The following is a 24,309-nucleotide window of genomic DNA, read 5'->3' as shown; positions in this document are numbered from 1 at the left end:
TCCTCCAACGAGGTACCTCCACAGGGCGAATACAGACTCAAGGCGCCAGGCGGCGGCGACACCATTCGCCGTTCTGCAAGCGGTAGTCGAGTCGGTCATGCAGGCGATCGGCACGCCCCTGCCAAAACTCCAGGCGTGCCGGGCGCAGGCAGTAACCACCCCAGTGCTGCGGACGCGGCACGGTGTGGCCAACGAAACGCTTGATGGTTTCGGCCAAACGCAAGTCCAGCGCTGCCCGGCTGGCCAGCGGCTGGCTTTGCGGTGAAGCCCAGGCGCCCAGGCGGCTGGCTACCGAGCGGGAGTCGAAGTAGGCATCCGAGAGTTGCGGATCGAGCCTGGATACCTGGCCTTCAATGCGCACCTGACGCTCCAGGCCCGGCCAGAAAAACGTCATGGCGGCATTCGGATTAGCGGCCAGTTGCAGGCCTTTGTCGCTTTGGTAATGGCCGAAAAACGTAAAGCCCTCGTCGCTCAAGCCCTTGAGCAGCAGGACCCGGCAGTGCGGTTGCCCGTCACCGTCGACCGTCGCCAACATCATGCTGTTGGCCTCGACCGGCGCGCACTCGGTGTCACGCGCTTGCTGCAGCCACTGGCGGAACATGGCCAGTGGATCGTCCGGCGCAGCCTCATCCAGCAGACCGTTGAGGATGTAGTTGCGGCGCATCTGGGCCAGGGAAAGTGGCATAACGGTGATCTCTGTGGGGTTTGGCCCAGTGTGCAAGCCACTGGCTGACCTCACCTTGATCGCCATCAACAGGCGGCGCCGCCACGCCTTACTTCAAGCCCAGACGCCGGGCCAGTTTGTGCAGGTTGCTGGGGTCGACGTCCAGCAGCCGTGCGGCGCCGGCCCAGTTCTGGGCAGAAAGACTCAGGGCGTGAAGAATTTTTTCGCGCTGGCAGTCATCCACCGCAGCGCCCAAGGCCTGGAACGGCGCATCAGGCATCAGCTCCTGCGAGCGCTCGACGAGCATTCCCGACGCCCCCATCGCACTGTCAAGATCGAGGATTTGCGCCTCCAGCGTCATGATCAGCGCGCGACTGGTACCGCGGCTGAGTTGCTTCAACGCAGCGCGACTGATCACATGTTCCAGTTCGCGCACATTGCCCGGCCAGGTATAGGCCAGCAAGGCCCGCTCGGCCGCGGGCGACAAGCGCAAACCGCGCAAGCCGAGCCGTGCCCGATTGAGTTCGAGGAAATGCCCGGCGAGCATCAGCACATCGTTACCGCGCTCGCGCAGAGGCGGAATCGGCACCGGGTACACCGAGAGCCGGTGATACAGGTCAGCCCTGAACAGGCCATCGCGGATGCTGTCGGGCAGGTGCCGGTTGGTCGCGGCGATGATCCGTACATCCACGTGCAACGGTTTATCCGCCCCCAGCCGCTGGATCTCGCCGTTCTGCAATGTGCGCAACAGCTTGGCCTGCACGCTGGGCGGCAACTCACCGACTTCATCAAGAAACAGTGTGCCGCCATTGGCCGCATCGAAACGTCCGGCGCGGTCACTGGTGGCGCCGGAAAAGGCGCCCTTGACGTGCCCGAACAACTCGCTTTCTGCCAAGGATTCCGGCAAGGCGGCGCAGTTGACCTGTATCAACGGCTTGTGGCTGCGCTGCGACAAACGGTGCAGACGCCGGGCGAACAACTCTTTGCCGACACCGGTCTCGCCCAACAGCAACACCGGCAGGTCGGAATCGGCCAGTACATCCAGCTCATTGAGCAACTGGTGCAACGCCTCGCTCTGGCCGAGGATTTCGCCTTCATCGGCGGGCAAGCGCACGTCTTGAAGGCCGCTGCGGGACAAGCGCAAGCTGCGGTTTTCCTGTTCAAGACGGGTGACGCGCACGGCGGCTTCGATCTGCAAGGTGCAACGCTTGAGCTCCTCCCGCGCCTGGCTGTCGAAGGTGCCGGCATGCAACGCATCGAGGGTAATGGCGCCCCAGATGCGTCCCTCCACGTAAAGGCTCACACCCATGCAGTCATGCACCGGCAACGGTTCTCCCACATGATTGTCGAGCAAGCCGTCGTAGGGGTCCGGCAGGCGGCTGTCAGGCTCGAACCACGTCGGCTCGCGCGACGCCATGATCGCAGCCAATCGAGGATGCTGAGCGATGACAAATCGGCGCCCCAACGCTTCGTGCACCAACCCCACTGTCGCGACAGGCCTGAGGCTGTCTTCATCCAGGCGCAGCAAGCCCACAGCACCGCTGTTGAAATATTCGCGCAGGGTCTGGACCAGGCGCTGGAACCGTACGGCATTGGGCAACTCGACGATCAAGTCGGCGGCCAGGCTTTCTCGCAGCATGGTAGTCATCACCCTCTATGGTGGCATTCACCCTAGAGCGTCAGGGTAACTATCACCACACCTAATAATTAATCGTTATTTATCAATGCATTAAACATGGCATGCCGGATGCAACAAGGCTGGGGAACCGTTGAAATCCAATCAAGGAACCCTGATGAGCCAGACCCTGCTGGAACAAAGCCTCGGCCAACTGGCCTGCGACATTCCCGGTGCCACCCGGATCTTTCACACCTTCAAGCTGGACTTCTGTTGTGGTGGGCATAAAAGCCTGCGTGAAGCGGCACTGGGCAAGGACCTCGACCCGACACTGATTGCGCAGGCCCTGCACAGTCTGCAAGACACCGGCGAAACCCAACTTGACTGGCGCAACCAGCCGTCGCCTGTGTTGATCACTCACCTCCTCACGCGTTACCACGCTCGCCACCGCGAGCAACTGCCTGAACTGATCCGCCTGGCCCGTCGGGTCGAGCAGGTTCACGGGGCGCGCAGCAGTTGTCCCAACGGCTTGGCCGACCTGCTGACCGACATTCAACAAGAACTCGAAGGCCACATGCTCAAGGAAGAACAAGTGCTCTTCCCGATGCTGCAACAGGGCATCGGCCTCCAAGCCGCCCCGCCGATCCAGGTGCTGCGTTTCGAACATGACCAGCATGGCCAGGCACTGGAGGAACTGCTGGCCCTGACCAACAACATCACCCCGCCAGCGGATGCCTGTAACACCTGGCGTGCCTTGTATCGCGGGCTGCTGGAGTTTCGCGACGACCTGATGCAACACATCCACCTGGAAAACAATGTGCTGTTCGTAAACGCCCTGAACCCCAGGCACTGATCAATTGCCGCTTGCAACCCACCCGCGCCAGCCCACCGGTTGCCGCGGGTTTTGTCTGCCAGGCACTTTTATCGATCAGCCATGCCAATAAAACATCGCCTTGGCGAGGATCACGATCAACACCATGTGCCCGAGGATGCTGCGGCGAATCCAGCCGGCGCGCTGAGCGCTCAGCCGAGCGTTTTTCAGCCAATAGGCCAACAGCAAATAATGCCCGATGATGCTCAGGGCCAACAGGATCTTCAGGCTCAGCAACACACCAAGACTGCTGGCCGGCGGCTGGCTCAAGGCGCCCCGGTACTGCCACGCAAGGCTGATGCCGGCGCCATACAACAGCACCACCACGCCATGCAGGACCTTGCGCGAGCGCAGGGCAATGGCCTGATCGGCCGTCGACCGTGGCGCATCCGGCAACTGCTGGCGGGCGTGATGCCAGATCACCACTTCGAAAAACAACGTACCAATGAAGGCGATTGCCGCGAGCAAGTGGATCACCAGCAAAAAGGGATATATCACTGTCCACCTCCATTCAGTCGCCGGCTCAACCCGGATGACCGTCAACTCGAGTGCGCAGCAGCATCGGCCCGTAACGCCAGGCGTACAACGCAAACGCCAGCGCCCAGCACAGGCCGGCCAGCCACAGCGCCGGCAAGGGCAGGAACACAATCAACACAACCCGGCTGAGACACGCCAGATTGAGCAAGATGAACGCCAGGGTCATGCCCGAGGGCGGCTCAAGGGGCCGACCGGTATGCCCCAGGCTGACCCGCGCAATCATCGCCAGCACCAACCCCCCCATGGCACCGATCGTCAGGCAATGCACCGCCAGGCTCGGGTTGACCGGCACGCCGAAATGCCACAGCGCCATGCCCAGGCACGCCACTGCCAACCAGCCATAGGCCAGGTGCAGCGACCACAACAACGGCACGCTCCAGAGTGCCCGATCGTGCCAGCGAACCAGGCGCACCAGATGCCCCGCCGCCAACACCGCGAACAGCAGGCCCACCCAGACATTGGGGGTGAGGGCCGGCCCCGCTGCATACAGCAACGCAACCAGCGGCGCACCGATCAACAACACCCCGTCCAGCCACGGCCATGGAGCAACTCCCTCGACCCGACCAAGACCACGCTGGGTGAAAAACGGAATGACCCGCCCGCCGACCAACCCCATCATCGCTGCCACCAGCCAGATGCCGGCCAGTACGCCTTGGCGCTGCCAGCCTTCATGGCATTCGCGTACGCCATAAAGCGACAACCCATCGGCCACGGCTAACAACAGCAACACCATCACAATCGGATAGTTACGTTTCTGTCGCACCTTCCACAGGCTCAACCCCATGAGCAACGCCACCGCCAGCGGGAATGCCAATTCCAGCACCATGAGCAGCGACCATGGCGCATTGAGCAACCACGCCGCCCGTGCGCACAGCCACAACAGCGCCAGGGCAGCCAGCGGTTTGCCGCTGAGCCCGGGGCGACTGGTCCAGGTCTGCACCGCCGTCAGCAAAAAACCTGCAATGATCGCCAGCCCGAAGCCGAACAGCAGTTCATGCCGATGCCAGCCCAGCCAACCGCCTGCGGGAGTCCAGTGGGAAATCGAACCGCCGAAGGCTGCCAGCCACAGCGCAATGGCCAACACCGCAAACAGGCAGCCGGCAAGGAAAAAAGGCCGGAAGGCCAGCCGTAACAGCGGCGGGATCGCCATCGCTTTACGCCGCTCAAGCACTTGCATAACGCCACTCCTCTAACCTGTTGCCGACCTGACACTTAATCGCGAGTGCCGAGGTACATCCGGATACATCATCGGGTATAGGCGATCAGTTGCCGTTGTCGCAGATCAAGAGTGCAAGGGCCGTGCCCTCAGGCGGCTTATTGCCGGTGCGGGCCTGCGCGGCTGCGACGGCGAACGGACCAGGGTGAAAATAACCCTGACACGGTCATTCAGACCCTATCGGCCAGGGTCATTTTTACCCCCGAGCGCTCGCATCCCCATGAATAAAGGCCTCCAGGCATGGCCCGCGTCTTGCTCAAGCATCGGGTACTCAATGAAAGCCTCTATCTACCGGAGTCGTCATGAAAAAAGTCATCCAACCCCTGAGTTGGTTTGTGCTGTTGGCCTCGTTCCTGGCCCTGGCCAGTGGCCTTTCCCTGGGCCTCGTCTGACTCGTTGGCCGCCCTCACTTTACCTTCAGGACGAATGCCCATGGTGCTTCATCGCGTTCACCACCAGATTTTGCGCAGTCATCATTTGTTCGAGCCGTTGAACGAAGATCAGCTGGATGAATTGATGACTACCAGCCACTTGCTGAGCATCGACAAAGGCGACCCCTTGTTCCGGCAAGACGAGCCCGCCGACTCGTTCTATTTCGTGATTGCCGGGGCAGTGAAAATCTACCGGCTGACGCCCGATGGGCAGGAAAAAGTCTTTGAAGTCATCGGCGATCGACAAACCTGCGCCGAGGCGATGATGTTGATGGATACCCCCAATTACGTGGCCTCGGCCGAGGCGGTCTGCCCCACTCAACTCTATCGGTTGTCCAACGCCACCTACATGCGCCTGCTTCAGAGCAACAGCCGGCTGACCTTTGCGTTACTCGGCAAGCTCTGCGTTCGCTTGCACCAGCGGGTCAATGAAATCGAAACCCTGTCGCTGAAAAACGCCACCCACCGGGTCGTGCGTTATTTGCTGACGCAACTGGTGCGCCTGCAGCCGGTCAACAGCCAATTCGAGCTGCCGATGGCCAAGCAATTGATCGCCGGGCATCTGTCGATCCAACCGGAAACCTTTTCACGGATCATTCGCCGCCTGATCGATGAAAAAATCATCACCCAGGACGGCCGCCAGATCGCCATTCTTGATCGTCCGCGCCTGGAACAGTTCGAGTGAGCACCCTGCCCGTCTGCCTGTATTGCCAAACTATCAACCCGTCCAGGCAATCCGATTGCCTGCAATGCGGCATGCCCTTGCCGGTGATGGCCGAACGCGCCCAGGCACGTCGTTTGCGCCGGTTTAAGTGGTTCTGCGTTGGCCTGACGATCTTTTGCATTGCGATGTTTTTCGTGTTGCCGCGCAGCATCAATTGAGGCCGCAGGATTCAGACCTGGACTCAAGGCTGGGTCAGTTGGCGATACAGTTGCGGCAAGCGCAGGGGTAATTGCTCAGGTTGACGGATCAAGGTGTAGCCATTGGCTCCGAACATGTAGGGCAGATACTCCCCGGCCTCGCGATCGATGGTGATACAGAACGGCGTCATCCCCTGACGGCGAGCCTGGAGCACTGCCTCGCGGGTGTCTTCGACACCGTAGCGTCCCTCATACACATCCAGGTCATTGGGTTTGCCATCGGTCAGCAGCAGCAAGAGCTTGCTGCGCCGCTTGCTGCTGCCCAACAGGCACGTGGCCTGGCGAATAGCCGCGCCCATGCGCGTGTAATACCCAGGCTTGAGCCCTTGAATACGGCCCCGGGTGTGGTCGTCATAACGCTGGGCGAAGGTCTTGAGTGCCTGCATACGCACGTGCTGGCGGCGCAGCGAGGAAAACCCGTACAAGGCGAAATCATCCCCCAGCCCCGCCAGGGTTTCGCCAAACAGCAACAGCGTGTCACGGATGACATCGATGACCCGATACTCATTGTTCAGGTGCGCGTCGGTGGACATCGAGACATCGGCCAGCAACAGGCACGCCAGGTCACGGCGCGTCTGGCGTTGCTCCATGAACAGACCGCGCTCGGCGCACTGGCCATGCTCGCGCTCAACGTGAAAATCCAGCCAGGCCTGCATGTCCAGCTCCGAGCCCTGGGTTTGCTGGCGCAGCCACTGACGATCATTGCGCAAATGCTCGAATTGACGCCGCAGACGCTGCGCCGACACCTTCAGCCGTGGCGGCAGCGGCTGCGCTTGGCTGTCACGGGGCACCATCATCTGCAAATTGACGAAAGCGTCCTGCATCCGCTGCTTGCGATAGTCCCATTCGGGCAACTTGATGCCCTCGCCCAACGGGATATCGTCGACATCCGCGGGCGGCAAATCCAGGTGCAGCTTCAAGCCACCGCCCTTGCGCAGTCGCGTGCGCGACAGGGTCAGCTCGTCCAGATCGTCGGCGACCCTGGGGGCATCCGGATCTTCGCTGTCGTCCGACCAGCGGTCCAGGTCCACGTGCTCGGTCCAACTGAACAGGTTCTCCAGGCGCACCACCAACAGTCCACCGTCTCGCGGACTGTCATCGATACGTTTGGCGCGTTTGCGCCCGCCTTTCTGCTCGCCGGGCGATGTCGTCAAGGTGTCTTCGGATTCATCGCCCAGATCGGCCGTCAGCGGACTGGCCAGCTGTTGCGGCGGGTACAGCCACAGCGGCAGCGGCCATACCGCACGCTCGCTGCGCGGAAAATCCTCGACACTGCCCGGCTGGCGCAATGCCTGACATAACGCGCGCTCGAGCGCCGCTTCAGCGCGGCTCAATGAAGCCGGATCCGGGCGCAATCGCAGGTGGGCTTCGACCAGTCGCTGGTAGCGCGGGCGCAACGCTGGATAACGCCGCAACAGCTGTTGCGTCCAGCGCTGGTTGTCCCGCCCCCAATGCCGCATCGGTCCGGCCTGCGCTGCCAGCAATGCGAGCCAACGATAGAGTTCCTCATTCAGCGCGACTTGAGGGAATACCGCGAGGCTCGACGGCAGCCGCAGGGTACTCTCGTCACACCAGGCCAATGGCACTTGCTTGCAGGTGCCGGCGATCTGCTGCAGCACATTGCGCCGCAGTAACAGGTCGCGGTCACTGGCGGCTTCCACTCCCATGCCACTGGCACCGCCCATGGCACGAAACAACAGCGCCAGCGGGCGTTGCTGGCTGATCAGTTCAACCCGGGCTTCGGGGAAATCCGGGCTGGCGCGCCGGGTGATAAAGCGATGCCAGACGCTGCCTACCCACTCTTCCAGTTCGACGGTAAAGGCCATGGTGCTTGCCCTTGTTGGAAAGCAAAAAACGGCCCGCTGGATCAGCCGGGCCGACCTTTTCTAGCCGTTATGCCGACTCATGAAGGCACCACCGCCGCCGGCGCACGCAAGGCTGCGCGCCCCCGCTGCTTGAAGCTGAACAAATAGCAGAGCAGCCCCGCGAAGAAACCGACCCCTGCGCCCAGGCGCGCCCAGAACATCACCTGCAAATGTTCGACCGTGGCCATGAACGGCAATGCGATCCCGTCGGGCTGCCAACGTTGCAGGTAGACCTGCACGACACCGGCAGCGGTCAGGAACAGCGTGATCATCACCATCGACAGGGTCATCATCCAGAAGCCCCAGATCTCCAGGGTCTGCGAGCGTTCGTCGGCGGCTTCACCGAGCCCGCGAAGACGCGGCATGGCGTAGCTGATCAAGGTCATCACGATCATCGCGTAGGCGCCGTAGAAAGCCAGGTGGCCGTGAGCCGCGGTCAGTTGCGAACCGTGGGTATAGAAGTTGACCGGGGCCAGGGTGTGTAGAAAACCCCAGACGCCCGCGCCGAAGAAGGCTGTCACCGTGGTGCCCTTTGCCCACAGCGTCGCGGCGCGGTTGGGGTGTTGTCGACGGCGGTTCTTCACCGTGCTGAAGGCGAATATCACCATCGCCAGGAAGGGCAGCGGCTCCATCGCAGAGAAGATTGAGCCGACCCACAACCAGACCTCGGGCGCGCCAATCCAGAAAAAGTGGTGCCCAGTACCGATGATTCCGGTAATCAGCGCCATGGCGATAATCACATACAGCCATTTTTCCACGACCTCGCGGTCTACCCCGGTGATCTTGATCAGCACGAAAGCCAGCATCGCACCCATGATCAATTCCCACACGCCTTCCACCCAAAGATGCACCACCCACCACCAATAGAACTTGTCGCGGGCCAGGTTGCCGGGGTTGTAGAAGGAGAACAGGAAGAACACCGCGAGCCCGATCAACCCGGTCATCATGACCATGCTGACCGTGGTCTTGCGCCCTTTGAGCAGGGTCATGCCAATGTTGTAGAGAAAGCCCAGGCACACCAGCACAATCCCCATCTTGGTGATGGTCGGTTGCTCCAGAAACTCCCGGCCCATGGTCGGCAGCAGCTCATTGTGGGTCAACCTGGCCAGGCCCGCATAGGGCACCAGCAGGTAGCCGAGGATCGTCAGCACACCGGCAGCGGCAAACACCCAAAACAGAATGATCGCCAGTCTGGGGCTGTGCAACTCACGATCGGCCTCCTCCGGAATCAGGTAGTAAGCGGCGCCCATGAAGCCGAACAGCAACCAGACGATCAGCAGGTTGGTGTGGACCATTCGCGCCACGTTGAAGGGAATGATCGGGAACAGAAAATCCCCGATCACGTATTGCAGGCCCATGATCAAACCGAACAGCACCTGACCGAGAAACAGGATCAGGGCGAACACGAAGTAAGGTTTGGCCACGGCTTGCGAGGCGAATTTCAGATGCGGATTAGCCATGCTCATCTCTCAGCCCTCCTTGTTGGGCGGCCAGCCGTTGGTATTGATTTTCGAGCTCCATTTGAGGAACTCGGCGATGTCATCCACTTCCTGGTCACTCAACTTGAACTGGGGCATCGCTCGTCGGCCCGGTACGCCCAGCGGCTGCATTTTCATCCAGGCCTGCAGGAAGGGTTTGAAGCCGTCCTCCCCGCCCCGGCGCTGGAACACGTTGCCCAGCTCAGGCGCAAAGTAGGCCCCCTCCCCCAGCAATGTGTGGCAGCCGATGCAGTTGTTCTGCTCCCAGACTGTTTTGCCGCGTATCACTGATTGGGTTAATTGCGCTTCATTGCTGCGCTTGGGAAAGGTTTGTTCCGTGTGGTAGGTCAAGGCCAGGAATATCAGGAAGAAGAAGATGCTTCCTCCGAAATAGATATTCCTGGCCATGCCTTTTGTGAAGGTCTCTGACATGGTCGCTTCCTCGTTGCTTGGCCCGTCCATGATAGGAAGCGAGGGCTTGAAACCTGCTTGATGGCGATCAAGAAAGCCAGATGGTTTTGGTCGGGTATTAACGACAGTCCATAGCAATGCATGGGTATCTACACAACTTCAGGTGCGCCGCAGGCCCCTGTGGGAGGGGGCTTGCTCCCGATGGCGGCCTTGGGGCCGACCAGGATGTTGGATCGGACTGAGTACATATCCATTATTTAGGTAACGGCCACTTAGGGTTCCGCTTTTACAGCGGGTCACTTTTGAAAGCGCAAAAGTAACCCAAACGCTCTTGCCCCACCACTCGGCACCTCGCTTAGGCTCGGTGTGCCCGTAATCCGCCAGTGATTTGGGGGGCCGCCGCCACGCGCCATCCATGGCGCGGGGCGGCTAAACCGGCATCCCTGCCGGTTTACCCCCCAAATCCCTGTCGAATTCCGGCCAGCGTGGTTTAACGGGGCGCCTAAGATCAAAAGCAGATCAAGATCAAGAGCGGCTCGCTGCGCATCGTGGTTACGGTCGGGTCGGCTGATATAAAGTTGTGTAGATACCTATGCTCATCGGGGCATAGGTATCTACACAACTGCTTGCTCTTGCGCTGTTGCTGTTGCTGTTGCTCTGGCTTTTGATCTTGATCTCAGGCGCCCCGTCAAACACGCTGGCCGAACGCAGGCTTGAAGCCGTGGGTAACCCGGCAGGACGCCGGGTTAGCCGCCCCGCGCCATGGATGGCGCGTGGCGGCGGCCCACGGATTCAAGCCTGCGTTCGGGCACACCGAGCCTAAGCGAGGTGCCGAGTGTTGGGGCGAAGGCCTTTTGGTTACTTTTGTGCCTTTACAAAAGTGACACGCCGTAAGGGCGTAACCCTAAGTGGCCGTTACCGCAGCAACGGATATGTACTCGGTCTGATCCAACATCCTGGTCGGCTGTCAGACCGCCATCGGGAGCAAGCCCCCTCCCACATTTGGTTATGCGTTCATTCAGGAAGCACGGGTTATTGTTGACGTATTTCGCGAGCAAGCTTGCTCCTACAAAGGGCGATATACGCTTAACTGACAGGCATTAGGGCAAGCCCCCTCCCACACTTTTACCGAGTGCGGATACCCACGCACATCAGTGGGCTCCTTCAGCGGAACAATACGAGCGTCAGCCCGACAACGGCCGCCAACACCAGCGCCCAGCTCAGCATCAACCGACGCCACAGGCGCGGGGCGTGGCGCAGTTCCATGAAGCCGTCCGTGATCAGCCAGGCCTTGCCGACCGCCACCAGCAAAATGGCCATCGACAACCATCTCGAGGCGCCGACCTGTGCCAGCGCCACCGTACACAGGCTTAACGTGACCAACGCAGCCCAGCAAAGAAGCAATAACCTGGACGCGGACATACATCCTCCCGTCAATTGAGCACGTAGACCAGCGGAAACAGCACCACCCAGACCAGATCGACCATGTGCCAATACAGCACGCCACATTCAAAGCCGTTGTGGTTTGCGGCGTCGTACAGGCCTCGACGACAGCGCTCGGCCAGCCATCCGAGGATGAACATGCCGAGCAATACATGGAGAAAGTGAAATCCGGTGAGGATCCAGTAGAGCGTGAAAAACGTGTTGTGCTCCATACCCAGCCCCGAGGCCAGCAAGTGCCGGTATTCGGTGACTTTCAACACTACGTAGACACTCGCGGCGAGCAACGCGAGCCACAGGAAAACCGCGCCGTGACGGGGCCGCGAACGCCGGACGCGCGCCTGCGCCAGTGCAGCGAACAGCCCGGCGGTGACCAGGCTCAATGTCATCGCCAAACCGGTAGACGTGGCAAGCAACAGTCGGCTGTCACTGAACATCTGAGGCTTGAGGGCCTGGGTCACCGTAAACGCCAGAATCAAAATCGCGAACACCGACAACTCGGCCAGAATGAAAAACCACATCGCCAGATCGCCCGGCAAGTGGCCACGGCACAGCTCGCTGGGCTCAGCCGAAGTGCACATCAACCACGTCCATCAGTGCAGCGACCGTTAGCGGATCATCGCTCAGCGGCTCGGCCAGGCACGCCATGCACGCCTCTCGCGGGCTCAGGCCGGAGCGGATCATGCGCGCAGTGAAAATCAGCAGTCGCGTCGAAGCGACTTCTTCCAGGTCATGCTGATCGAGCCGGCGCAAGGCCTGCCCCAGCTTGACCACTTGTGCCGCCAGCGCGCTGTCCACCTGAGCCTCCCGGGCGACAATGCGCTCTTCGTCGGCCACTGGCGGATAGCCGAAGCGCATCGCCATGAACCGTTGGCGAGTGCTGGGCTTCATGCCCTTGAGCAAGTTCTGATAACCGGGGTTGTAAGACACCACCAGCATGAAGGACGACGGCGCCTTCAACACTTCGCCGGTGCGTTCCAGGAACAGTTCCCGACGGTCATCGGCCAGTGGATGCAGCACCACCACGGTGTCCTGGCGTGCCTCGACCACTTCGTCGAGGTAGCAGATGCCTCCGTCCCGGACCGCCCGGGTCAGCGGTCCGTCTTGCCACCAGGTGCCCTTGGCGCCGATCAAATGGCGACCGATCAGGTCTGCGGCACTCAGGTCGTCGTGACACGCAACGGTGTAGAGCGGCAGTTTCAAGCGATGGGCCATGTGCTGGACGAAACGGGTCTTGCCGCATCCGGTCGGGCCTTTGATCAGCACCGGCATGCCGTGACGCCAGGCCTGCTCGAACAGTACCTGCTCATTGTTCAGCGGTTGGTAGAAAGGTTCGACCTGTTCGCACGACGGAATACGGTCCATGGGCTGCCTGTTCCAAAAGCGGATTCAAGGCACACGCTACGGGCGCCTGCGACAACTTGGCAAGTGACACGGCCGGCAAACTTGATCGCCGTCAAGCAAGCATGGGCCTGCTCGGGCATAGCCTTGCAACGCACTAAGAACCTGCGTTCTGCGCTGGCGCTCCAGCACATCGCAAAGGTCTTGCCTGAGGAGAAATGGAATGCTGATCAGCAATAGAAAAACGTTTGCCCTGGCCGTCGCCACACTTTATTTGGCGATAAGCCAGGTCGCCGGCGCTGACGAACCCGCCACGGTGGCGGCCACCCCGCCCATGGTCAAAACCGCCGGGGCGCCTGACCTGAGCCAAGACGAGTTCGACTCATCCAAGGAAATTTATTTCCAGCGCTGCGCTGGTTGCCACGGCGTCCTGCGCAAAGGGGCCACAGGTAAACCCTTGACCCCCGACATCACCCAGTCCCGCGGGCAACCCTACCTGGAAGCGTTGATCACCTACGGGTCACCGGCGGGCATGCCGAATTGGGGAACGTCCAACGCCCTGACCAAGGAGCAGATCACCGCGATGGCGAAGTTCATCCAACACACACCGCCGACACCGCCGGAATGGGGCATGGCCGAGACGCGCAAGACCTGGAAAGTGTTGGTCAAGCCTGAAGACCGTCCGAAGAAACAACTGAGCATGCTCAACCTGCCGAACCTGTTTTCGGTGACCTTGCGTGATGACGGCAAGATCGCTCTCGTCGATGGCGACAGCAAGAAAATCGTCAAGCTGATCGAGACCGGTTATGCGGTACACATCTCGCGAATTTCCGCCTCTGGTCGCTATCTGCTGGTGATTGGTCGAGACGCCCGGATCGACATGATCGACCTATGGCCGGCGGAGCCGACCAAGGTTGCCGAAGTCAAAGTGGGTATTGAAGCGCGCTCGGTCGAGACCTCCAAGTTCAAGGGCTATGAAGACACCTACACCATCGCGGGCTCTTACTGGCCGCCGCAGTTCACCATCATGGATGGCGAAACCCTGGAGCCCAAGCAAATCGTCTCGACCCGCGGCATGACCGTCGACACGCAGGAATACCACCCCGAACCCCGAGTCGCGGCGATCATCGCCTCCCACGAATGGCCCGAGTTCATCGTCAACGTCAAGGAAACCGGCAAGGTGATGCTGGTCAATTACCAGGACATCAAGAACCTCACCATCACCTATATCGATGCCGCGCCGTTCCTGCATGACGGTGGTTGGGACAGCACCCATCGCTACTTCATGACCGCCGCCAACAACTCCAACAAGGTCGCCGTCATCGATTCCAAGGAGCGCAAACTGACGGCGTTGGTGGACGTCGGCAAAATCCCTCACCCGGGTCGCGGCGCCAACTTCGAGCACCCGGTCTACGGTCCGGTCTGGGCCACCAGCCACCTGGGCGATGACGGTATCTCGCTGATCGGCACAGACCCGGTCAAACACCCGCAATACGCCTGGAAACAGGTCGCCTCGCTCAAAGGCCAGGGCAGCGGTTCGTTGTTCATCAAAACCCACCCCAGCTCACGCCACCTGTACGTCGACACCACATTCAACCCAGATGCCAAGCTCAGTCAATCGGTGGCGGTATTCAACCTCGACAAGCTCGACGCCGGTTACACCGTACTGCCCATCGCCGAGTACGCCGGCATCAAGCAAGGCGCTATGCGGGTCGTGCAGCCGGAATACAACAAGGCCGGGGACGAGGTCTGGTTTTCCGTCTGGAGCGGGCAGGCAGACGAGTCGGCACTGGTGGTGATCGACGACAAAACCCTGAAGCTCAAAGCGGTGATCAAAGACAAGCGGCTGATTACGCCCACCGGAAAATTCAACGTCTACAACACCCAACACGACATCTATTGAGCTCCATCAATGCAAGGAATCGCCATGAAAAATACGCTGCTTTCATTGTTTGCCCTGGCTGCCTGGCTGAGTGTGCAGCCGGCCATGGCGCAAGACGCACTGGCGCTGTTCAAGAGTAAGCCTTGCGCCGCCTGCCACGCCATCGACACCAAGATGGTCGGCCCGGCGCTCAAGGACGTCGCGGCCAGGAGCGCCGATGTGGCCGGCGCCGTGGACACCCTGGCGAGCCATATCAAAAATGGCACGCAAGGCAATTGGGGGCCGATACCGATGCCGGCCAACCCGGTCACCGAAGAAGAAGCGAAGACCCTTGCGACCTGGGTACTGACGCTCAAATAACCACCGGGAGGGCGTCATGAACACCTATCGACACGCTGCGATTATGGCGGCCTTCCTGCTCATTTGTGCAAGCTCGATTGCGGCGCCGGACGCCAAGCGCCAGGCGCAACTCGAACATTTGCTGGCCCAGGACTGCGGTGCCTGCCACGGGCTGTACATGACCGGTGGGTTGGGCCCCGAGCTGACCCGCGCGGCATTGGCCGGCAAGTCGCGGGCCAGCCTGATCGCCACCGTCACCCAAGGGCGCCCCGGCACCGCCATGCCGGGCTGGGGCGCGCTGCTCAGTGCCGACGACATTCGTTGGCTGGTCGATCTTCTTCTCCAGGGATACCCCGCACCATGATCCGTTCAATCCTGCTGTCCGCGGCGGCCGGCCTCGTGTTATCCGCCTGCGCTTCACCCGCTTTGCGGGGCACGGGCGACCTGGGGGTCGTGGTGGAACGCGGCACCGGTAGCATCCAGGTCATCGAAAGCCAGAAACACACTGCGCTGGCTCGACTCACAGGTCTTGGCGATCTGTCCCATGCCTCGGTGGTGTTCTCCCCTGACCAGCGTTATGCCTATGTGTTCGGTCGCGACGGGGGCTTGAGCAAAATCGACCTGCTGACCCAGCGCATCGACCACAGGGTCATCCAGGGCGGCAACAGCATCGGCGGCGCCATCAGTCAGGACGGCAGGTTGATCGCGGTGTCCAACTACGTCCCCGGTGGAGTCAAGGTGTTCGATGCCGGCACCCTGCGACAGGTAGCGGACATCCCCGCCACGGCGCTGGCAGACGGCAAGCGCTCGCGTGTGGTGGGCCTGGTGGACGCCCCCGGACAACGCTTTGTATTCAGCCTGTTCGATACCGGCGAAATCTGGAGCGCCGATTTCAGCCAGGGCAACTCGCCAGTGATCCACCGCTTCAAAGACATCGGACAGCAACCCTACGATGCACTGATAACGGCGGATGGGCGTTATTACATGGCCGGGCTGTTCGGCGAAGACGGTATGGCCCAACTCGATCTCTGGCATCCGGAACGAGGCGTGGAGCGAATACTCAGCGACTACGGTCGCGGCCAGGAAAAACTCCCGGTCTACAAAATGCCGCACCTGGAAGGCTGGGCCGTCGCCGACAACCAGGCCTTTGTGCCCGCCGTCGGCCGCCATCAGGTGCTGGTGATGGATTCGCGCAGTTGGCAGCAGACCGCAACCATTGCGGTGGCCGGGCAGCCGGTGTTCGTCACCTCGCGGCCAGATGGCCGGCAGCTGTGGGTCAATTTTGCCTACCCGGACAATGATCGGGTTCAGGTGATCGACACCGAAACCCATCGCGTGATCGCCGACCTGCGACCGGGCCCGGCCGTGCTGCACATGGAGTTCACCGCCCGTGGCGACCAGTTGTGGCTGTCGGCCCGCGACGGCGATCAGGTCCAAGTCTGGGACCCGTACACCCTCAAACGGCTGGCCACGCTGTCGGCCAGCGCGCCAAGCGGCATCTTTTTCAGCAGCCGCGCACAAAAAATGGGCTATTGAAATGGACCTGGACCTGCTGAGTCGCCAGTTGATGGATCGCTTCCAGCACGCAATGCCGCTGTGCCCGGAACCGTATAAAGCAATGGCCACCGCCCTCGGTTACGACGAGGCGCAGGTGCTGGCCTGCCTGCACGCCATGGATCAGGCCGGCACCCTCTCACGGGTCGGCGCGGTGTTCGACCACCGCCGTGCCGGAGCCAGCACCCTCGCCGCGTTCGCCGTGCCCGCCACACGCCTGCATCAGGTCGCCGAGCGCGTCAGCCAGTATCCCGAGGTCAATCACAACTATGCACGGGAGCATTTCTACAATTTGTGGTTTGTGGTGACCGGCCCTGATCGCCCCCACATCCAACGCGTACTCAACGAACTTGAAAAAGACACCGGCCTCACGCCACTGGACCTGCCGATGTTGACCGCCTACCGCATCGACCTCGGTTTTTCCCTGGGAGAAACGCCATGAAGACCGACTTGACCCCCAGACAAGCGCTGGCGCTGCGTCGGCACCTTGAAGCTGGCCTGCCGTTGGTATCGCGCCCCTACCAATGCCTCGCCGAGCGAATAAACGCCAACGAAGACCAGGTGCTGGGGCAGATGCATCAGTGGCATGAGCAGGGCTTGTTCCGCCGGGTCGGCCTGGTGCTCAACCACCGCGCCCTGGGCTTTACCGCCAACGCAATGTTGGTACTGGATGTTCCGGACGCGCTGATCGACGAGGTTGGCCAGCGCCTGGGGCGAGCGCAGGGCATCACCCTCTGCTATCAACGGCCGCGGCGTTTGCCGCAATGGCGATACAACCTGTTCTGCATGGTTCATGGACGTCAACGTGCACAGGTCGAAACCCAGATTCAGCAATTGCTCGACGAACATCTGCTGAGCGACCTGCCCCATCAACTGCTGTTCAGCACCCACGCCTTCAAACAGTGCGGCGCACGCTTTGCAGCCTCGCCAATGGGAGCCCCATGCCATGGATGACCTCGACCGCCGATTGCTCAACCGCTTGCAACGGGGTCTACCGCTGGTACGCCACCCTTGGCAGGCGCTGGCCGCCGAACTGGACAGCAGCGGCACGCAACTGCTCGAGCGTCTGCGCCAAATGCTCGCTGACGGAATACTCACGCGCTTCGGCCCACTGTTCGACATCGAGCGGCTGGGCGGTGCGTTCACCCTCGCGGCGCTGGCGGTGCCGGAAGAACGCTTCGAACAAGTCGCTGAACAACTCCACGCCTTGCCCGAAGTGGCGCACAACTATCGACGCGAACACGCCTGGAACATGTGGTTCGTGCTCGCCTGCTCGACAGAACAGGCGATCGCCGAAACCCTGCACCACATCGAAACCCTGACTGGCCTGCCACTGCTTAACCTGCCCAAAGAGGAGACCTACCATGTCGGTGTGTATTTCCCGGTCTGAGGCCGGCCTGGCCCAGCATCTGATCGAGCTGACCCAGGCCGGCCTGCCCTTGGTGGACGACCCATGGGCCTGGCTCGCCGAACAGTTGCATCTGAGCGTCGAGGCCACCCTGGATGTGCTCAAACGCTTGCAAGCCGAGGGCGCGATCCGCCGGATCGCGGCTGTCCCCAATCACTATCGCCTGGGTTACCGCCACAACGGCATGACCGTCTGGGACGTGCGCGACACCGACATGCCGCGCCTCGGTGCATTGATCGGCGCGCAGCCGTTCGTCAGCCACTGCTACCGACGCCCGCGCCAAATCGCCTGGCGCTACAACCTGTTCGCCATGGTCCATGGCCGCAGCAGCGACGAGATCAACCACTATCGCGAGCACCTGCGCCAATTGCTCGGTGACGCCTGTGTCGCCGACGAGATGCTGGTGAGCAGCCGCATCCTGAAGAAAACCGGTGTGCGGCTACCGCAAGCGCCACGCTGAACGCAGCTGAATCAAGGAGATTTACATGTTGAGGATCAGCCAATACCTGCGCGCCCTCGGCGGCCTGGCGCCCGCCCCCAGAACCAGCCCACCGGGCAGCAACCGGCCACCGGTGGTGATCTGGAACCTGCTGCGGCGTTGCAACCTGACCTGTAAACACTGTTACGCCACCTCGGCCGACAGTGTCTTTCGCGACGAACTGGATACGCCCGCTGCCCTGACTGTGATCGATGACCTGCACGATGCCGGCGTGAAAGTACTGATATTTTCCGGCGGTGAGCCGCTGATGCGCGAGGATCTGTTTGTGCTCAGCGCCTATGCCCGCACCAAGGGTTTCTTTGTGGCGCTGTCCACCAACGGCACGCTGATCGATGAGCAGAACATCGCGCAGATCAGCGCCGCGCAGTTCGACTATGTGGGCATCAGCATCGATGGCCTGGAAGCCACCCATGATGCCTTCCGGCAATTGAAAGGCAGCTTCGCTCGTTCCATGCACGCGATCCGGCTCTGTCGAGAACGAGGCATTCGCGTGGGCCTGCGTACGACGCTGACCCATGAGAACCACACGCAGTTGCCCCAACTGCTGGCACTGATGCGCGAGTACGACGTCCAGAAGTTTTACCTGTCGCACCTCAACTACAGCGGCCGCGGCAAACGCAGTCGCCCGCTCGATGCGCAGCGGCAGATGAGCCGCGACGCCATGACCTCGATCTTCGAACGCGCTTGGGAAGACATTCAACAAGGCCACGGCACCGATTTTGTCAGTGGCAACAACGATGCCGATGCCATTCTCTTGCTGCAATGGGCCGCGAACCGCTTGCCTGCGCACTACCCGCGCCTGGAAAACATGCTTCGCGCCTGGGGCGGCAATGCCTCGGGCAGCGGCATCGCCAATATCGACAATACCGGCGAAGTGCACCCGGACACCTACTGGTGGCAGCACTCGGTAGGCAATGTCCGGCACACGCCCTTTCGCACGCTCTGGCTGGATCAGCCGGATGCGCTGCTGTCGAGATTGCGTGAGCACCCCCGTGCTGTGGGCGGCCGATGCGCGCAATGCCGCTGGTTGCCCATCTGCAACGGCAATACCCGCACCCGCGCCTGGGCCGAGGGCGACCTCTGGGGCCAGGACCCCGGTTGTCATCTAAGCGATGAAGAGATCGGCGTGCAGCCGTCAGCGCTTATCCCTTGCACCACAGACTGAATCGTCCGTGCGCTAAACCCTCTTATATGAAGCACCAAGGAAGCCCTATGCCTGCATCCATCGTTATACCGGCCGCACTTGAGTGCGCGTTCAGACCGGGGGAAGTCGCCCTGGTCGGTGCGGGCCCCGGCGACCCCCGGCTGCTGACCCTGCGCGCCTGGAGCCTGCTGATGCAGGCCGACGCTGTGGTCTATGACCGCCTTATCAGCGACGAACTGCTGGCATTGATCCCACCGACCTGCGCGCGGCATTACGTCGGCAAGGCCAGCGGCTGCCACAGCTTGCCCCAGGAACAGATCAACCAACGGCTCGCCGACCTTGCCGACCAGGGCCAACGGGTGGTTCGGCTCAAGGGTGGCGACCCGTTCATATTCGGGCGCGGAGCCGAGGAACTCCAGTACTTGCTGCAACGCGGCATCGACTGCCAGGTGGTGCCAGGCATTACCGCCGCTTCCGGCTGCAGCGCCTATGCGGGGATTCCACTGACCCATCGGGACCTGGTCAACTCCTGCCGTTTCATCACCGGGCACCTGCAACACAATGGCGCGTTGTCGTTGCCCTGGCGCAGCCTGGCCGACGGCAGTCAAACCCTGGTCTTCTACATGGGGTTAGCGAATCTTGAGGTTATCGCCCAGCGCTTGATCGAGGCCGGCATGCCCGCCGACACACCGGCGGCACTGATAAGCAACGGCACACGGCCCGACCAGCATGTCGTGCGTGGCCCGCTGCACCAGCTCCCGACCCTGGGGCTTAAGTGCCCGCCCGGCATTGCGACGCTGACGGTGATCGGCACAGTGGTCAATCTGTTCGCCGAACAACCACTGCAATACCCGGCGCGCTTTTCCCCATCCAGGTGACAAGTGCAAGCCCACTGACTTGAAGGCGATCGGTTTTCTTGGCAGGTGTTTTCAACGCCTTAAACAGTGCGGGAAAACCGGCCCTTCTGTGCGTCACCCAGGTAGGCGTCAAACGCCATTGCGACGCTGCGCATCATCAAATGCCCTTGGGGCAACAGGCGCAATTGACCGTGATGAATCGTCAGGAGCCCGTCCCGCACATGCTCGTCCAGTTGCCCCAGCGCGTCGGCAAAATACTCGGTGAAGCAGATGCCGTGGCCCACCTCGAATTTACCGAAGTCGACCCGGCCATGGCACATCAGTTCACTGATCACGTCACGGCGCAGCAGGTCATCGGCGTTCAAACGGTAACCCCGATGCACCGGCAGCAAGCCTTGATCAATACGGTCGTAGTACTGCGAGAGCTCCTTGACACTCTGGCTGTAGCTGTCGCCGACCTTTCCGATCGCTGACACCCCCAGGCCGATCAAGTCGCAGTCGGCATGGGTGGAGTAGCCCTGGAAATTGCGCTGCAACGTGCCATTGGCCCGGGCCAGCGCCAGCTCATCGTCGGGCAAGGCGAAATGATCCATGCCGATATAGACATAACCGGCCTCGGTCAGGCGCCGGATGGTCAGTTCAAGCAACTCCAGCTTGCGTTCCGGTGGCGGCATGTCGGCTGGGCGAATCAGTCGTTGCGCGCGCACCAGCTCCGGCAAATGGGCGTAGCTGTAGGCGGCAATCCGATCCGGACGCAACGCGATGATTTTGCCGAGGGTGACATCGAAACTCTTCACCGTTTGCAGCGGCAGGCCGTAAATCAGATCGACGCTGACCGACTTGAATTGCGCCTCACGCGCCGCTGCGACCAGGGCATATATCTGCGCTTCACTTTGCTGGCGATTGACTGCCGCCTGTACGTCGGGGTCAAAGTCCTGCACACCAAAACTCAGGCGATTGAAGCCCAGCTGGCGCAGCGACTGGATCTGTTCGGTGCTGATGGTGCGCGGATCGACCTCGATGGAAAACTCATGGTCATCGCTGTCGTCCATGTCGAATGCCTGGTGTAGACAGCCCATCAGGTGGGCCAGTTGCTCGCGGGTCAAATAGGTCGGCGTGCCACCGCCCAAATGCAGTTGCGTCAGCTTGCGCGTGCGGTCGAACAAGGCAGCTTGCATCTCGATTTCGCGCTTGAGGTAGGTCAGGTATTCGACTGCACGGTGGGTTTTCTGCGTAATGATCTTGTTGCAGGCACAGTAGTAACAAAGGCTCTTGCAGAACGGAATGTGAATGTACACCGACAGGGGCTTGGGCACCGGCGCCAGGTTGCTATCGGTGACGGCACGATGATAGTCATCGACGGCGAACGCCTGATGAAATTGCGGTGCGGTTGGGTAGGAGGTATAGCGCGGCCCCGGTCGGTCATATTTTTCGACCAGGGCGCGATTGAAATCAAATGAAGGTGTCATGATCAATCCACTCGCTATAGGGTTCACGCCCCGCTCCGCCCGAGTCCTTTTCAAACAGGTTGCAGATGGCATCTACGTGCGGCCGACCGGCCGGAAGGATACTGATGAAACGCTCAGACAGCTCAATCAACCCGTCACCGGCCAATTGCTCCAGCACAGGCCAGGCGGCGTAAAAGTACTGGCGAAAGATCAGTCCGCAACGCGTCTCGATGGCCTGGATATCCAGCTCCAAATCACACGCCAGGCGTTCCATGACCATAAGCCTGATCTGGCTGTGTGGCTCACAACGCCAGCCACGACTCGTCGGCAATTGGTCGATGTCCAGGCATTGCTGATACCGCTCCAGTTGCTCGGTGTTTTGCGCGTACAGCTCGTCAATCTGACTGATGGCGCCCAAACCGAAACCGATCTGATCGCAATACCCGTGGCGGGTAAAACCCTCACTGGTGCGGCGTAGCCGGCCGCGCTCCTGCGCTATCGCCAAATCATCGTCGGGCCGGACGAATTGCCCCAGGCCGATGTAGTGATACCCCCCGCCGAGCAACTGGTCAAAACAGCTCTGGCGCATTGCGCTTTTATCATCCAGGCTGCACAGCGCCCTGATGTTGTCTGCGGCCATCGTCCGATAGCGTCGGGGTGGCCGTGAGTAGTCAAATACCAGCAGCCGGTCCGGCTCCAGTTCGATAAGGGTGGCCAACTTCAGAGCGAAGCTTTCCGGCGTCTGCCAGGCACGGCCATACCCCAGATCCACATTGATGGATCGATAACCAAAGGTACGCGCGGCATCGATAAGCGAATGGATGGGGGCCGGGTTCTGGTAGCAGTCCACCGACATATCACTGTCGGCACCGATATCCGGAACGCCGATGCTGACATGGTTGAATCCAAGGTCGCGCAGCACGCCCATGGTCGACCAGTCGGTGTGGTGCAGGTCAACGTCAATGCTGTACTCACCGCACTCATGCCCCAGAAGGTTGAATCGGCCACGAAGATGGCTCATCAGCCTTTTGAGCTGGGCGATTGGGGGTACACCGCCGCCCAGATGAAACTGCTCGACCCGCTGCCCCGTGCCCAGGTGACAACTGACGAGGTCAATCTCGTGCTGCAGACGCAGAAAATAGTTTTCGCCGCCCCTGTGCTCGCATGAAACATCGCCCGGGGAACACAAGGCAGACCTCAGGTTGGAAGGCAGCTGCACGTTCAGCGACAGCGGACGGCATTTCTGGCGGCTGTCACGTAAAGCGCGAAGCAAATCCAGGGAGCCGATCCCCTCATGGAATTTTTCGGTGGCAACAGGCCATTCGGGATCGAGCACGCCTTGATCGTACCGAACGTTCAGCTCGCCGCGGTTGTGAGATGGATTGAGCATGACGGGTCTCCGAGACTGGCTGCGCACTACCAGTGTCAGGGCCTGGCGATCAATGCGTCTTGATTTGTATCAAGCGCAAGCAAATGCCGGTGGTGCAACAGACCGCCGGGCAAGCCTGGTCACCACGCAAGGTAAAACATCCCTTTGGCCAGCAGCACGATGACGATCATGTGGCAGAACAGACTGGCATGGATAAAATGCAGGTATCGCGCAGTCATCCGGTCACTTCTGAACAGATACATGGCGGCCAGGAAGTGCAGCAGCACGCTGACGGCGACTGTGATCTTCAACATCAACAATGTGCCGAACGATGAGGCCAATGGTGTGGCAAGGGTCGGCAAATAGCGCAACCAGACCATCCCCGCCCCGGCCCCAAACAACACCAGCAAAACCCATGGAACCAGGGTGCGCGCGCGTCGACCGATACCCTGTTCGACCAACAGCATGACCTTGACCGGCAGCTGTTTACGAATACTTTCCAGAAACAGCACCTCGAAGAACACCGTGCCGATGAAAATCAGCGCGGCAAACAGATGCAACGTCAGAAACAGCGGATAGAGCATGGGGTACTCGCTCTCATTTGAGCTGGACACGGCTGACTTACGGCGAGGCAACCGTCAGGCCCATCGTGCTTCGTCGGCGATCTTGGCCAACACCTTTGCGGTCATGCCGGGGGCTGCACAAGCAACACCGCCGCGCCAACATGCAGGTTCAAGCCTGCAGAGTGGGTTTGAGCAGGATACAGAGCAGGCCGACGCCTGCGGTTGACGTCAATCAAGTAATCCAGACAAGGCCATTGCGGTGCCAAAGCCGTGGCGTTGCAGGCTGATCTGAGCACAGTGGGTGCCGTCGAGGAGCTGTTTGCCGAGGCCATCAGCGCTGGAGGCAAGCCGGACATCGCCAGATGTTCGTCGACGATGGCGGCAGGTGGCCCATGTCGAAACCCGCTGTCCGGGAGCTGGAATCCCCCCCCAGTGTCTATGGTAGCTATTTGCAAC

26 protein-coding genes and 1 pseudogene are annotated in these 24,309 nt (G+C 61.0%); 14 read left to right on the top strand and 13 right to left on the bottom strand.

Annotation, left to right across the window (positions count from 1 at the left end; translation table 11 throughout):
* Positions 1-37: 37 nt before the first annotated feature.
* Positions 38-685, bottom strand: coding sequence for a pyridoxamine 5'-phosphate oxidase (gene pdxH, locus QYQ93_RS11345; protein WP_338476942.1), 648 nt, complete (start codon positions 683-685; stop codon positions 38-40).
* An 88-nt stretch (positions 686-773) separates the two neighbouring features.
* Positions 774-2,303 (bottom strand): nitric oxide reductase transcriptional regulator NorR, encoded by a 1,530-nt coding sequence (gene norR / locus QYQ93_RS11340; protein ID WP_338477251.1) that lies wholly within the window; start codon positions 2,301-2,303, stop codon positions 774-776.
* A 154-nt stretch (positions 2,304-2,457) separates the two neighbouring features.
* Between norR and ytfE the strand changes: the two genes are divergently transcribed.
* Complete coding sequence (gene ytfE / locus QYQ93_RS11335; protein WP_338476941.1) at positions 2,458-3,132, top strand: iron-sulfur cluster repair protein YtfE; 675 nt, start codon at positions 2,458-2,460, stop codon at positions 3,130-3,132.
* Positions 3,133-3,207: 75 nt separating this feature from the next.
* Here ytfE and QYQ93_RS11330 read toward each other — a convergent pair whose 3' ends face one another.
* Together QYQ93_RS11330 and QYQ93_RS11325 are read right to left on the bottom strand one after the other, a co-directional pair.
* On the bottom strand, positions 3,208-3,648 hold the full coding sequence (locus QYQ93_RS11330; RefSeq protein ID WP_338476940.1) for a hypothetical protein: 441 nt from the start codon (positions 3,646-3,648) through the stop codon (positions 3,208-3,210).
* A gap of 25 nt (positions 3,649-3,673) precedes the next feature.
* Entirely contained in the window at positions 3,674-4,864 is a 1,191-nt protein-coding gene (locus QYQ93_RS11325; protein WP_338476939.1) for an NnrS family protein, read from the bottom strand.
* Between the two features lie 471 nt (positions 4,865-5,335).
* On the opposite strand from QYQ93_RS11325, the gene QYQ93_RS11320 reads away from it, so the two are divergent.
* The gene (locus QYQ93_RS11320) at positions 5,336-6,019 is read left to right on the top strand and encodes a Crp/Fnr family transcriptional regulator (RefSeq protein WP_338476938.1); all 684 of its coding nucleotides are present in this window, start codon (positions 5,336-5,338) and stop codon (positions 6,017-6,019) included.
* Positions 6,016-6,216, top strand: a complete 201-nt coding sequence (locus tag QYQ93_RS11315; protein WP_338476937.1) for a protein DnrP — start codon at positions 6,016-6,018, stop codon at positions 6,214-6,216. The genes QYQ93_RS11320 and QYQ93_RS11315 overlap by 4 nt, the downstream gene beginning before the upstream one ends.
* Before the next feature lie 23 nt (positions 6,217-6,239).
* Here QYQ93_RS11315 and QYQ93_RS11310 read toward each other — a convergent pair whose 3' ends face one another.
* The 6 genes from QYQ93_RS11310 to QYQ93_RS11285 all read right to left on the bottom strand — a co-directional run bounded on the left by QYQ93_RS11310 (position 6,240) and on the right by QYQ93_RS11285 (position 12,814).
* A complete protein-coding gene (locus QYQ93_RS11310) occupies positions 6,240-8,081 on the bottom strand; it encodes a nitric oxide reductase activation protein NorD (protein WP_338476936.1) in 1,842 nt (613 codons plus the stop codon).
* 77 nt (positions 8,082-8,158) lie between these two features.
* Entirely contained in the window at positions 8,159-9,586 is a 1,428-nt protein-coding gene (locus QYQ93_RS11305) for a cbb3-type cytochrome c oxidase subunit I (protein WP_043051391.1), read from the bottom strand.
* Positions 9,587-9,589: 3 nt separating this feature from the next.
* Positions 9,590-10,030: a c-type cytochrome gene (locus QYQ93_RS11300; RefSeq protein WP_043051390.1), complete on the bottom strand. Its 441-nt coding sequence runs from the start codon at positions 10,028-10,030 to the stop codon at positions 9,590-9,592.
* Between the two features lie 1,143 nt (positions 10,031-11,173).
* A complete protein-coding gene (locus tag QYQ93_RS11295) occupies positions 11,174-11,431 on the bottom strand; it encodes a cytochrome C oxidase subunit IV family protein (protein WP_338476935.1) in 258 nt (85 codons plus the stop codon).
* A gap of 11 nt (positions 11,432-11,442) precedes the next feature.
* Positions 11,443-12,030 carry a cytochrome c oxidase subunit 3 family protein gene (locus tag QYQ93_RS11290; protein ID WP_338476934.1) on the bottom strand — a complete coding sequence of 196 codons (588 nt, stop codon included), beginning with the start codon at positions 12,028-12,030 and terminating at the stop codon, positions 11,443-11,445.
* The gene (locus QYQ93_RS11285) at positions 12,014-12,814 is read right to left on the bottom strand and encodes a CbbQ/NirQ/NorQ/GpvN family protein (protein ID WP_338476932.1); all 801 of its coding nucleotides are present in this window, start codon (positions 12,812-12,814) and stop codon (positions 12,014-12,016) included. Before QYQ93_RS11285 ends, QYQ93_RS11290 begins: the two co-directional genes overlap by 17 nt.
* Before the next feature lie 310 nt (positions 12,815-13,124).
* Between QYQ93_RS11285 and nirS the strand changes: the two genes are divergently transcribed.
* Genes nirS through cobA form a run of 10 tightly spaced genes read left to right on the top strand, consistent with a single transcriptional unit; the run spans position 13,125 to position 20,494 of the window.
* Complete coding sequence (nirS, locus tag QYQ93_RS11280; protein WP_338477250.1) at positions 13,125-14,693, top strand: nitrite reductase; 1,569 nt, start codon at positions 13,125-13,127, stop codon at positions 14,691-14,693.
* Positions 14,694-14,717: 24 nt separating this feature from the next.
* Positions 14,718-15,032 carry a c-type cytochrome gene (locus QYQ93_RS11275; RefSeq protein ID WP_043050646.1) on the top strand — a complete coding sequence of 105 codons (315 nt, stop codon included), beginning with the start codon at positions 14,718-14,720 and terminating at the stop codon, positions 15,030-15,032.
* A 16-nt stretch (positions 15,033-15,048) separates the two neighbouring features.
* Complete coding sequence (locus QYQ93_RS11270; protein ID WP_043050645.1) at positions 15,049-15,375, top strand: c-type cytochrome; 327 nt, start codon at positions 15,049-15,051, stop codon at positions 15,373-15,375.
* The gene (locus QYQ93_RS11265) at positions 15,372-16,547 is read left to right on the top strand and encodes a cytochrome D1 domain-containing protein (protein WP_338476931.1); all 1,176 of its coding nucleotides are present in this window, start codon (positions 15,372-15,374) and stop codon (positions 16,545-16,547) included. The genes QYQ93_RS11270 and QYQ93_RS11265 overlap by 4 nt, the downstream gene beginning before the upstream one ends.
* A 1-nt stretch (position 16,548) precedes the next feature.
* On the top strand, positions 16,549-17,007 hold the full coding sequence (locus tag QYQ93_RS11260) for an Lrp/AsnC family transcriptional regulator (RefSeq protein WP_338476930.1): 459 nt from the start codon (positions 16,549-16,551) through the stop codon (positions 17,005-17,007).
* The gene (locus QYQ93_RS11255) at positions 17,004-17,519 is read left to right on the top strand and encodes an Lrp/AsnC family transcriptional regulator (RefSeq protein WP_043050642.1); all 516 of its coding nucleotides are present in this window, start codon (positions 17,004-17,006) and stop codon (positions 17,517-17,519) included. Before QYQ93_RS11260 ends, QYQ93_RS11255 begins: the two co-directional genes overlap by 4 nt.
* A complete protein-coding gene (locus QYQ93_RS11250; protein WP_043050641.1) occupies positions 17,512-17,955 on the top strand; it encodes an Lrp/AsnC family transcriptional regulator in 444 nt (147 codons plus the stop codon). The genes QYQ93_RS11255 and QYQ93_RS11250 overlap by 8 nt, the downstream gene beginning before the upstream one ends.
* A complete protein-coding gene (locus QYQ93_RS11245; protein ID WP_043050640.1) occupies positions 17,930-18,433 on the top strand; it encodes an Lrp/AsnC family transcriptional regulator in 504 nt (167 codons plus the stop codon). The genes QYQ93_RS11250 and QYQ93_RS11245 overlap by 26 nt, the downstream gene beginning before the upstream one ends.
* Positions 18,434-18,458: 25 nt before the next feature.
* Entirely contained in the window at positions 18,459-19,637 is a 1,179-nt protein-coding gene (gene nirJ / locus QYQ93_RS11240; RefSeq protein WP_338476929.1) for a heme d1 biosynthesis radical SAM protein NirJ, read from the top strand.
* Positions 19,638-19,684: 47 nt separating this feature from the next.
* Positions 19,685-20,494 (top strand): uroporphyrinogen-III C-methyltransferase, encoded by an 810-nt coding sequence (gene cobA / locus QYQ93_RS11235; protein ID WP_338476928.1) that lies wholly within the window; start codon positions 19,685-19,687, stop codon positions 20,492-20,494.
* A gap of 59 nt (positions 20,495-20,553) precedes the next feature.
* Here cobA and hemN read toward each other — a convergent pair whose 3' ends face one another.
* The 3 genes from hemN to QYQ93_RS11220 all read right to left on the bottom strand — a co-directional run bounded on the left by hemN (position 20,554) and on the right by QYQ93_RS11220 (position 23,874).
* A complete protein-coding gene (gene hemN, locus QYQ93_RS11230; RefSeq protein WP_338476927.1) occupies positions 20,554-21,942 on the bottom strand; it encodes an oxygen-independent coproporphyrinogen III oxidase in 1,389 nt (462 codons plus the stop codon).
* A complete protein-coding gene (locus QYQ93_RS11225; protein ID WP_338476926.1) occupies positions 21,926-23,311 on the bottom strand; it encodes a coproporphyrinogen III oxidase in 1,386 nt (461 codons plus the stop codon). Before QYQ93_RS11225 ends, hemN begins: the two co-directional genes overlap by 17 nt.
* Before the next feature lie 119 nt (positions 23,312-23,430).
* A complete protein-coding gene (locus QYQ93_RS11220) occupies positions 23,431-23,874 on the bottom strand; it encodes a hypothetical protein (RefSeq protein WP_338476924.1) in 444 nt (147 codons plus the stop codon).
* Between the two features lie 237 nt (positions 23,875-24,111).
* On the opposite strand from QYQ93_RS11220, the pseudogene QYQ93_RS11215 reads away from it, so the two are divergent.
* Positions 24,112-24,213: pseudogene (locus QYQ93_RS11215) on the top strand (short-chain dehydrogenase); the annotation flags it as partial.
* Positions 24,214-24,309: the final 96 nt, after the last annotated feature.

This window comes from Pseudomonas khavaziana, assembly GCF_036704165.1.
In the GTDB taxonomy this organism is placed as follows: domain Bacteria; phylum Pseudomonadota; class Gammaproteobacteria; order Pseudomonadales; family Pseudomonadaceae; genus Aquipseudomonas; species Aquipseudomonas khavaziana.
This window is presented reverse-complemented; position numbering and strand designations above follow the sequence as displayed.

Excerpts from the sequence above, each read along its gene's own strand:
- QYQ93_RS11250 (WP_043050641.1), top strand. The coding sequence starts at position 17,512 with ATGGATGACCTCGACCGCCGATTGCTCAACCGCTTGCAACGGGGTCTA.
- ytfE (WP_338476941.1), top strand. The coding sequence starts at position 2,458 with ATGAGCCAGACCCTGCTGGAACAAAGCCTCGGCCAACTGGCCTGCGAC.
- QYQ93_RS11300 (WP_043051390.1), bottom strand. The coding sequence starts at position 10,030 with ATGTCAGAGACCTTCACAAAAGGCATGGCCAGGAATATCTATTTCGGA.
- QYQ93_RS11245 (WP_043050640.1), top strand. The coding sequence starts at position 17,930 with ATGTCGGTGTGTATTTCCCGGTCTGAGGCCGGCCTGGCCCAGCATCTG.
- QYQ93_RS11285 (WP_338476932.1), bottom strand. The coding sequence starts at position 12,814 with ATGGACCGTATTCCGTCGTGCGAACAGGTCGAACCTTTCTACCAACCG.
- nirJ (WP_338476929.1), top strand. The coding sequence starts at position 18,459 with ATGTTGAGGATCAGCCAATACCTGCGCGCCCTCGGCGGCCTGGCGCCC.
- norR (WP_338477251.1), bottom strand. The coding sequence starts at position 2,303 with ATGCTGCGAGAAAGCCTGGCCGCCGACTTGATCGTCGAGTTGCCCAAT.
- QYQ93_RS11295 (WP_338476935.1), bottom strand. The coding sequence starts at position 11,431 with ATGTCCGCGTCCAGGTTATTGCTTCTTTGCTGGGCTGCGTTGGTCACG.
- QYQ93_RS11255 (WP_043050642.1), top strand. The coding sequence starts at position 17,004 with ATGAAGACCGACTTGACCCCCAGACAAGCGCTGGCGCTGCGTCGGCAC.
- cobA (WP_338476928.1), top strand. The coding sequence starts at position 19,685 with ATGCCTGCATCCATCGTTATACCGGCCGCACTTGAGTGCGCGTTCAGA.
- pdxH (WP_338476942.1), bottom strand. The coding sequence starts at position 685 with ATGCCACTTTCCCTGGCCCAGATGCGCCGCAACTACATCCTCAACGGT.
- QYQ93_RS11270 (WP_043050645.1), top strand. The coding sequence starts at position 15,049 with ATGAACACCTATCGACACGCTGCGATTATGGCGGCCTTCCTGCTCATT.
- QYQ93_RS11320 (WP_338476938.1), top strand. The coding sequence starts at position 5,336 with ATGGTGCTTCATCGCGTTCACCACCAGATTTTGCGCAGTCATCATTTG.
- QYQ93_RS11325 (WP_338476939.1), bottom strand. The coding sequence starts at position 4,864 with ATGCAAGTGCTTGAGCGGCGTAAAGCGATGGCGATCCCGCCGCTGTTA.
- QYQ93_RS11260 (WP_338476930.1), top strand. The coding sequence starts at position 16,549 with ATGGACCTGGACCTGCTGAGTCGCCAGTTGATGGATCGCTTCCAGCAC.
- QYQ93_RS11305 (WP_043051391.1), bottom strand. The coding sequence starts at position 9,586 with ATGAGCATGGCTAATCCGCATCTGAAATTCGCCTCGCAAGCCGTGGCC.
- nirS (WP_338477250.1), top strand. The coding sequence starts at position 13,125 with ATGGTCAAAACCGCCGGGGCGCCTGACCTGAGCCAAGACGAGTTCGAC.
- QYQ93_RS11275 (WP_043050646.1), top strand. The coding sequence starts at position 14,718 with ATGAAAAATACGCTGCTTTCATTGTTTGCCCTGGCTGCCTGGCTGAGT.
- QYQ93_RS11310 (WP_338476936.1), bottom strand. The coding sequence starts at position 8,081 with ATGGCCTTTACCGTCGAACTGGAAGAGTGGGTAGGCAGCGTCTGGCAT.
- QYQ93_RS11225 (WP_338476926.1), bottom strand. The coding sequence starts at position 23,311 with ATGCTCAATCCATCTCACAACCGCGGCGAGCTGAACGTTCGGTACGAT.
- QYQ93_RS11265 (WP_338476931.1), top strand. The coding sequence starts at position 15,372 with ATGATCCGTTCAATCCTGCTGTCCGCGGCGGCCGGCCTCGTGTTATCC.
- QYQ93_RS11290 (WP_338476934.1), bottom strand. The coding sequence starts at position 12,030 with ATGTGCACTTCGGCTGAGCCCAGCGAGCTGTGCCGTGGCCACTTGCCG.
- QYQ93_RS11220 (WP_338476924.1), bottom strand. The coding sequence starts at position 23,874 with ATGCTCTATCCGCTGTTTCTGACGTTGCATCTGTTTGCCGCGCTGATT.
- hemN (WP_338476927.1), bottom strand. The coding sequence starts at position 21,942 with ATGACACCTTCATTTGATTTCAATCGCGCCCTGGTCGAAAAATATGAC.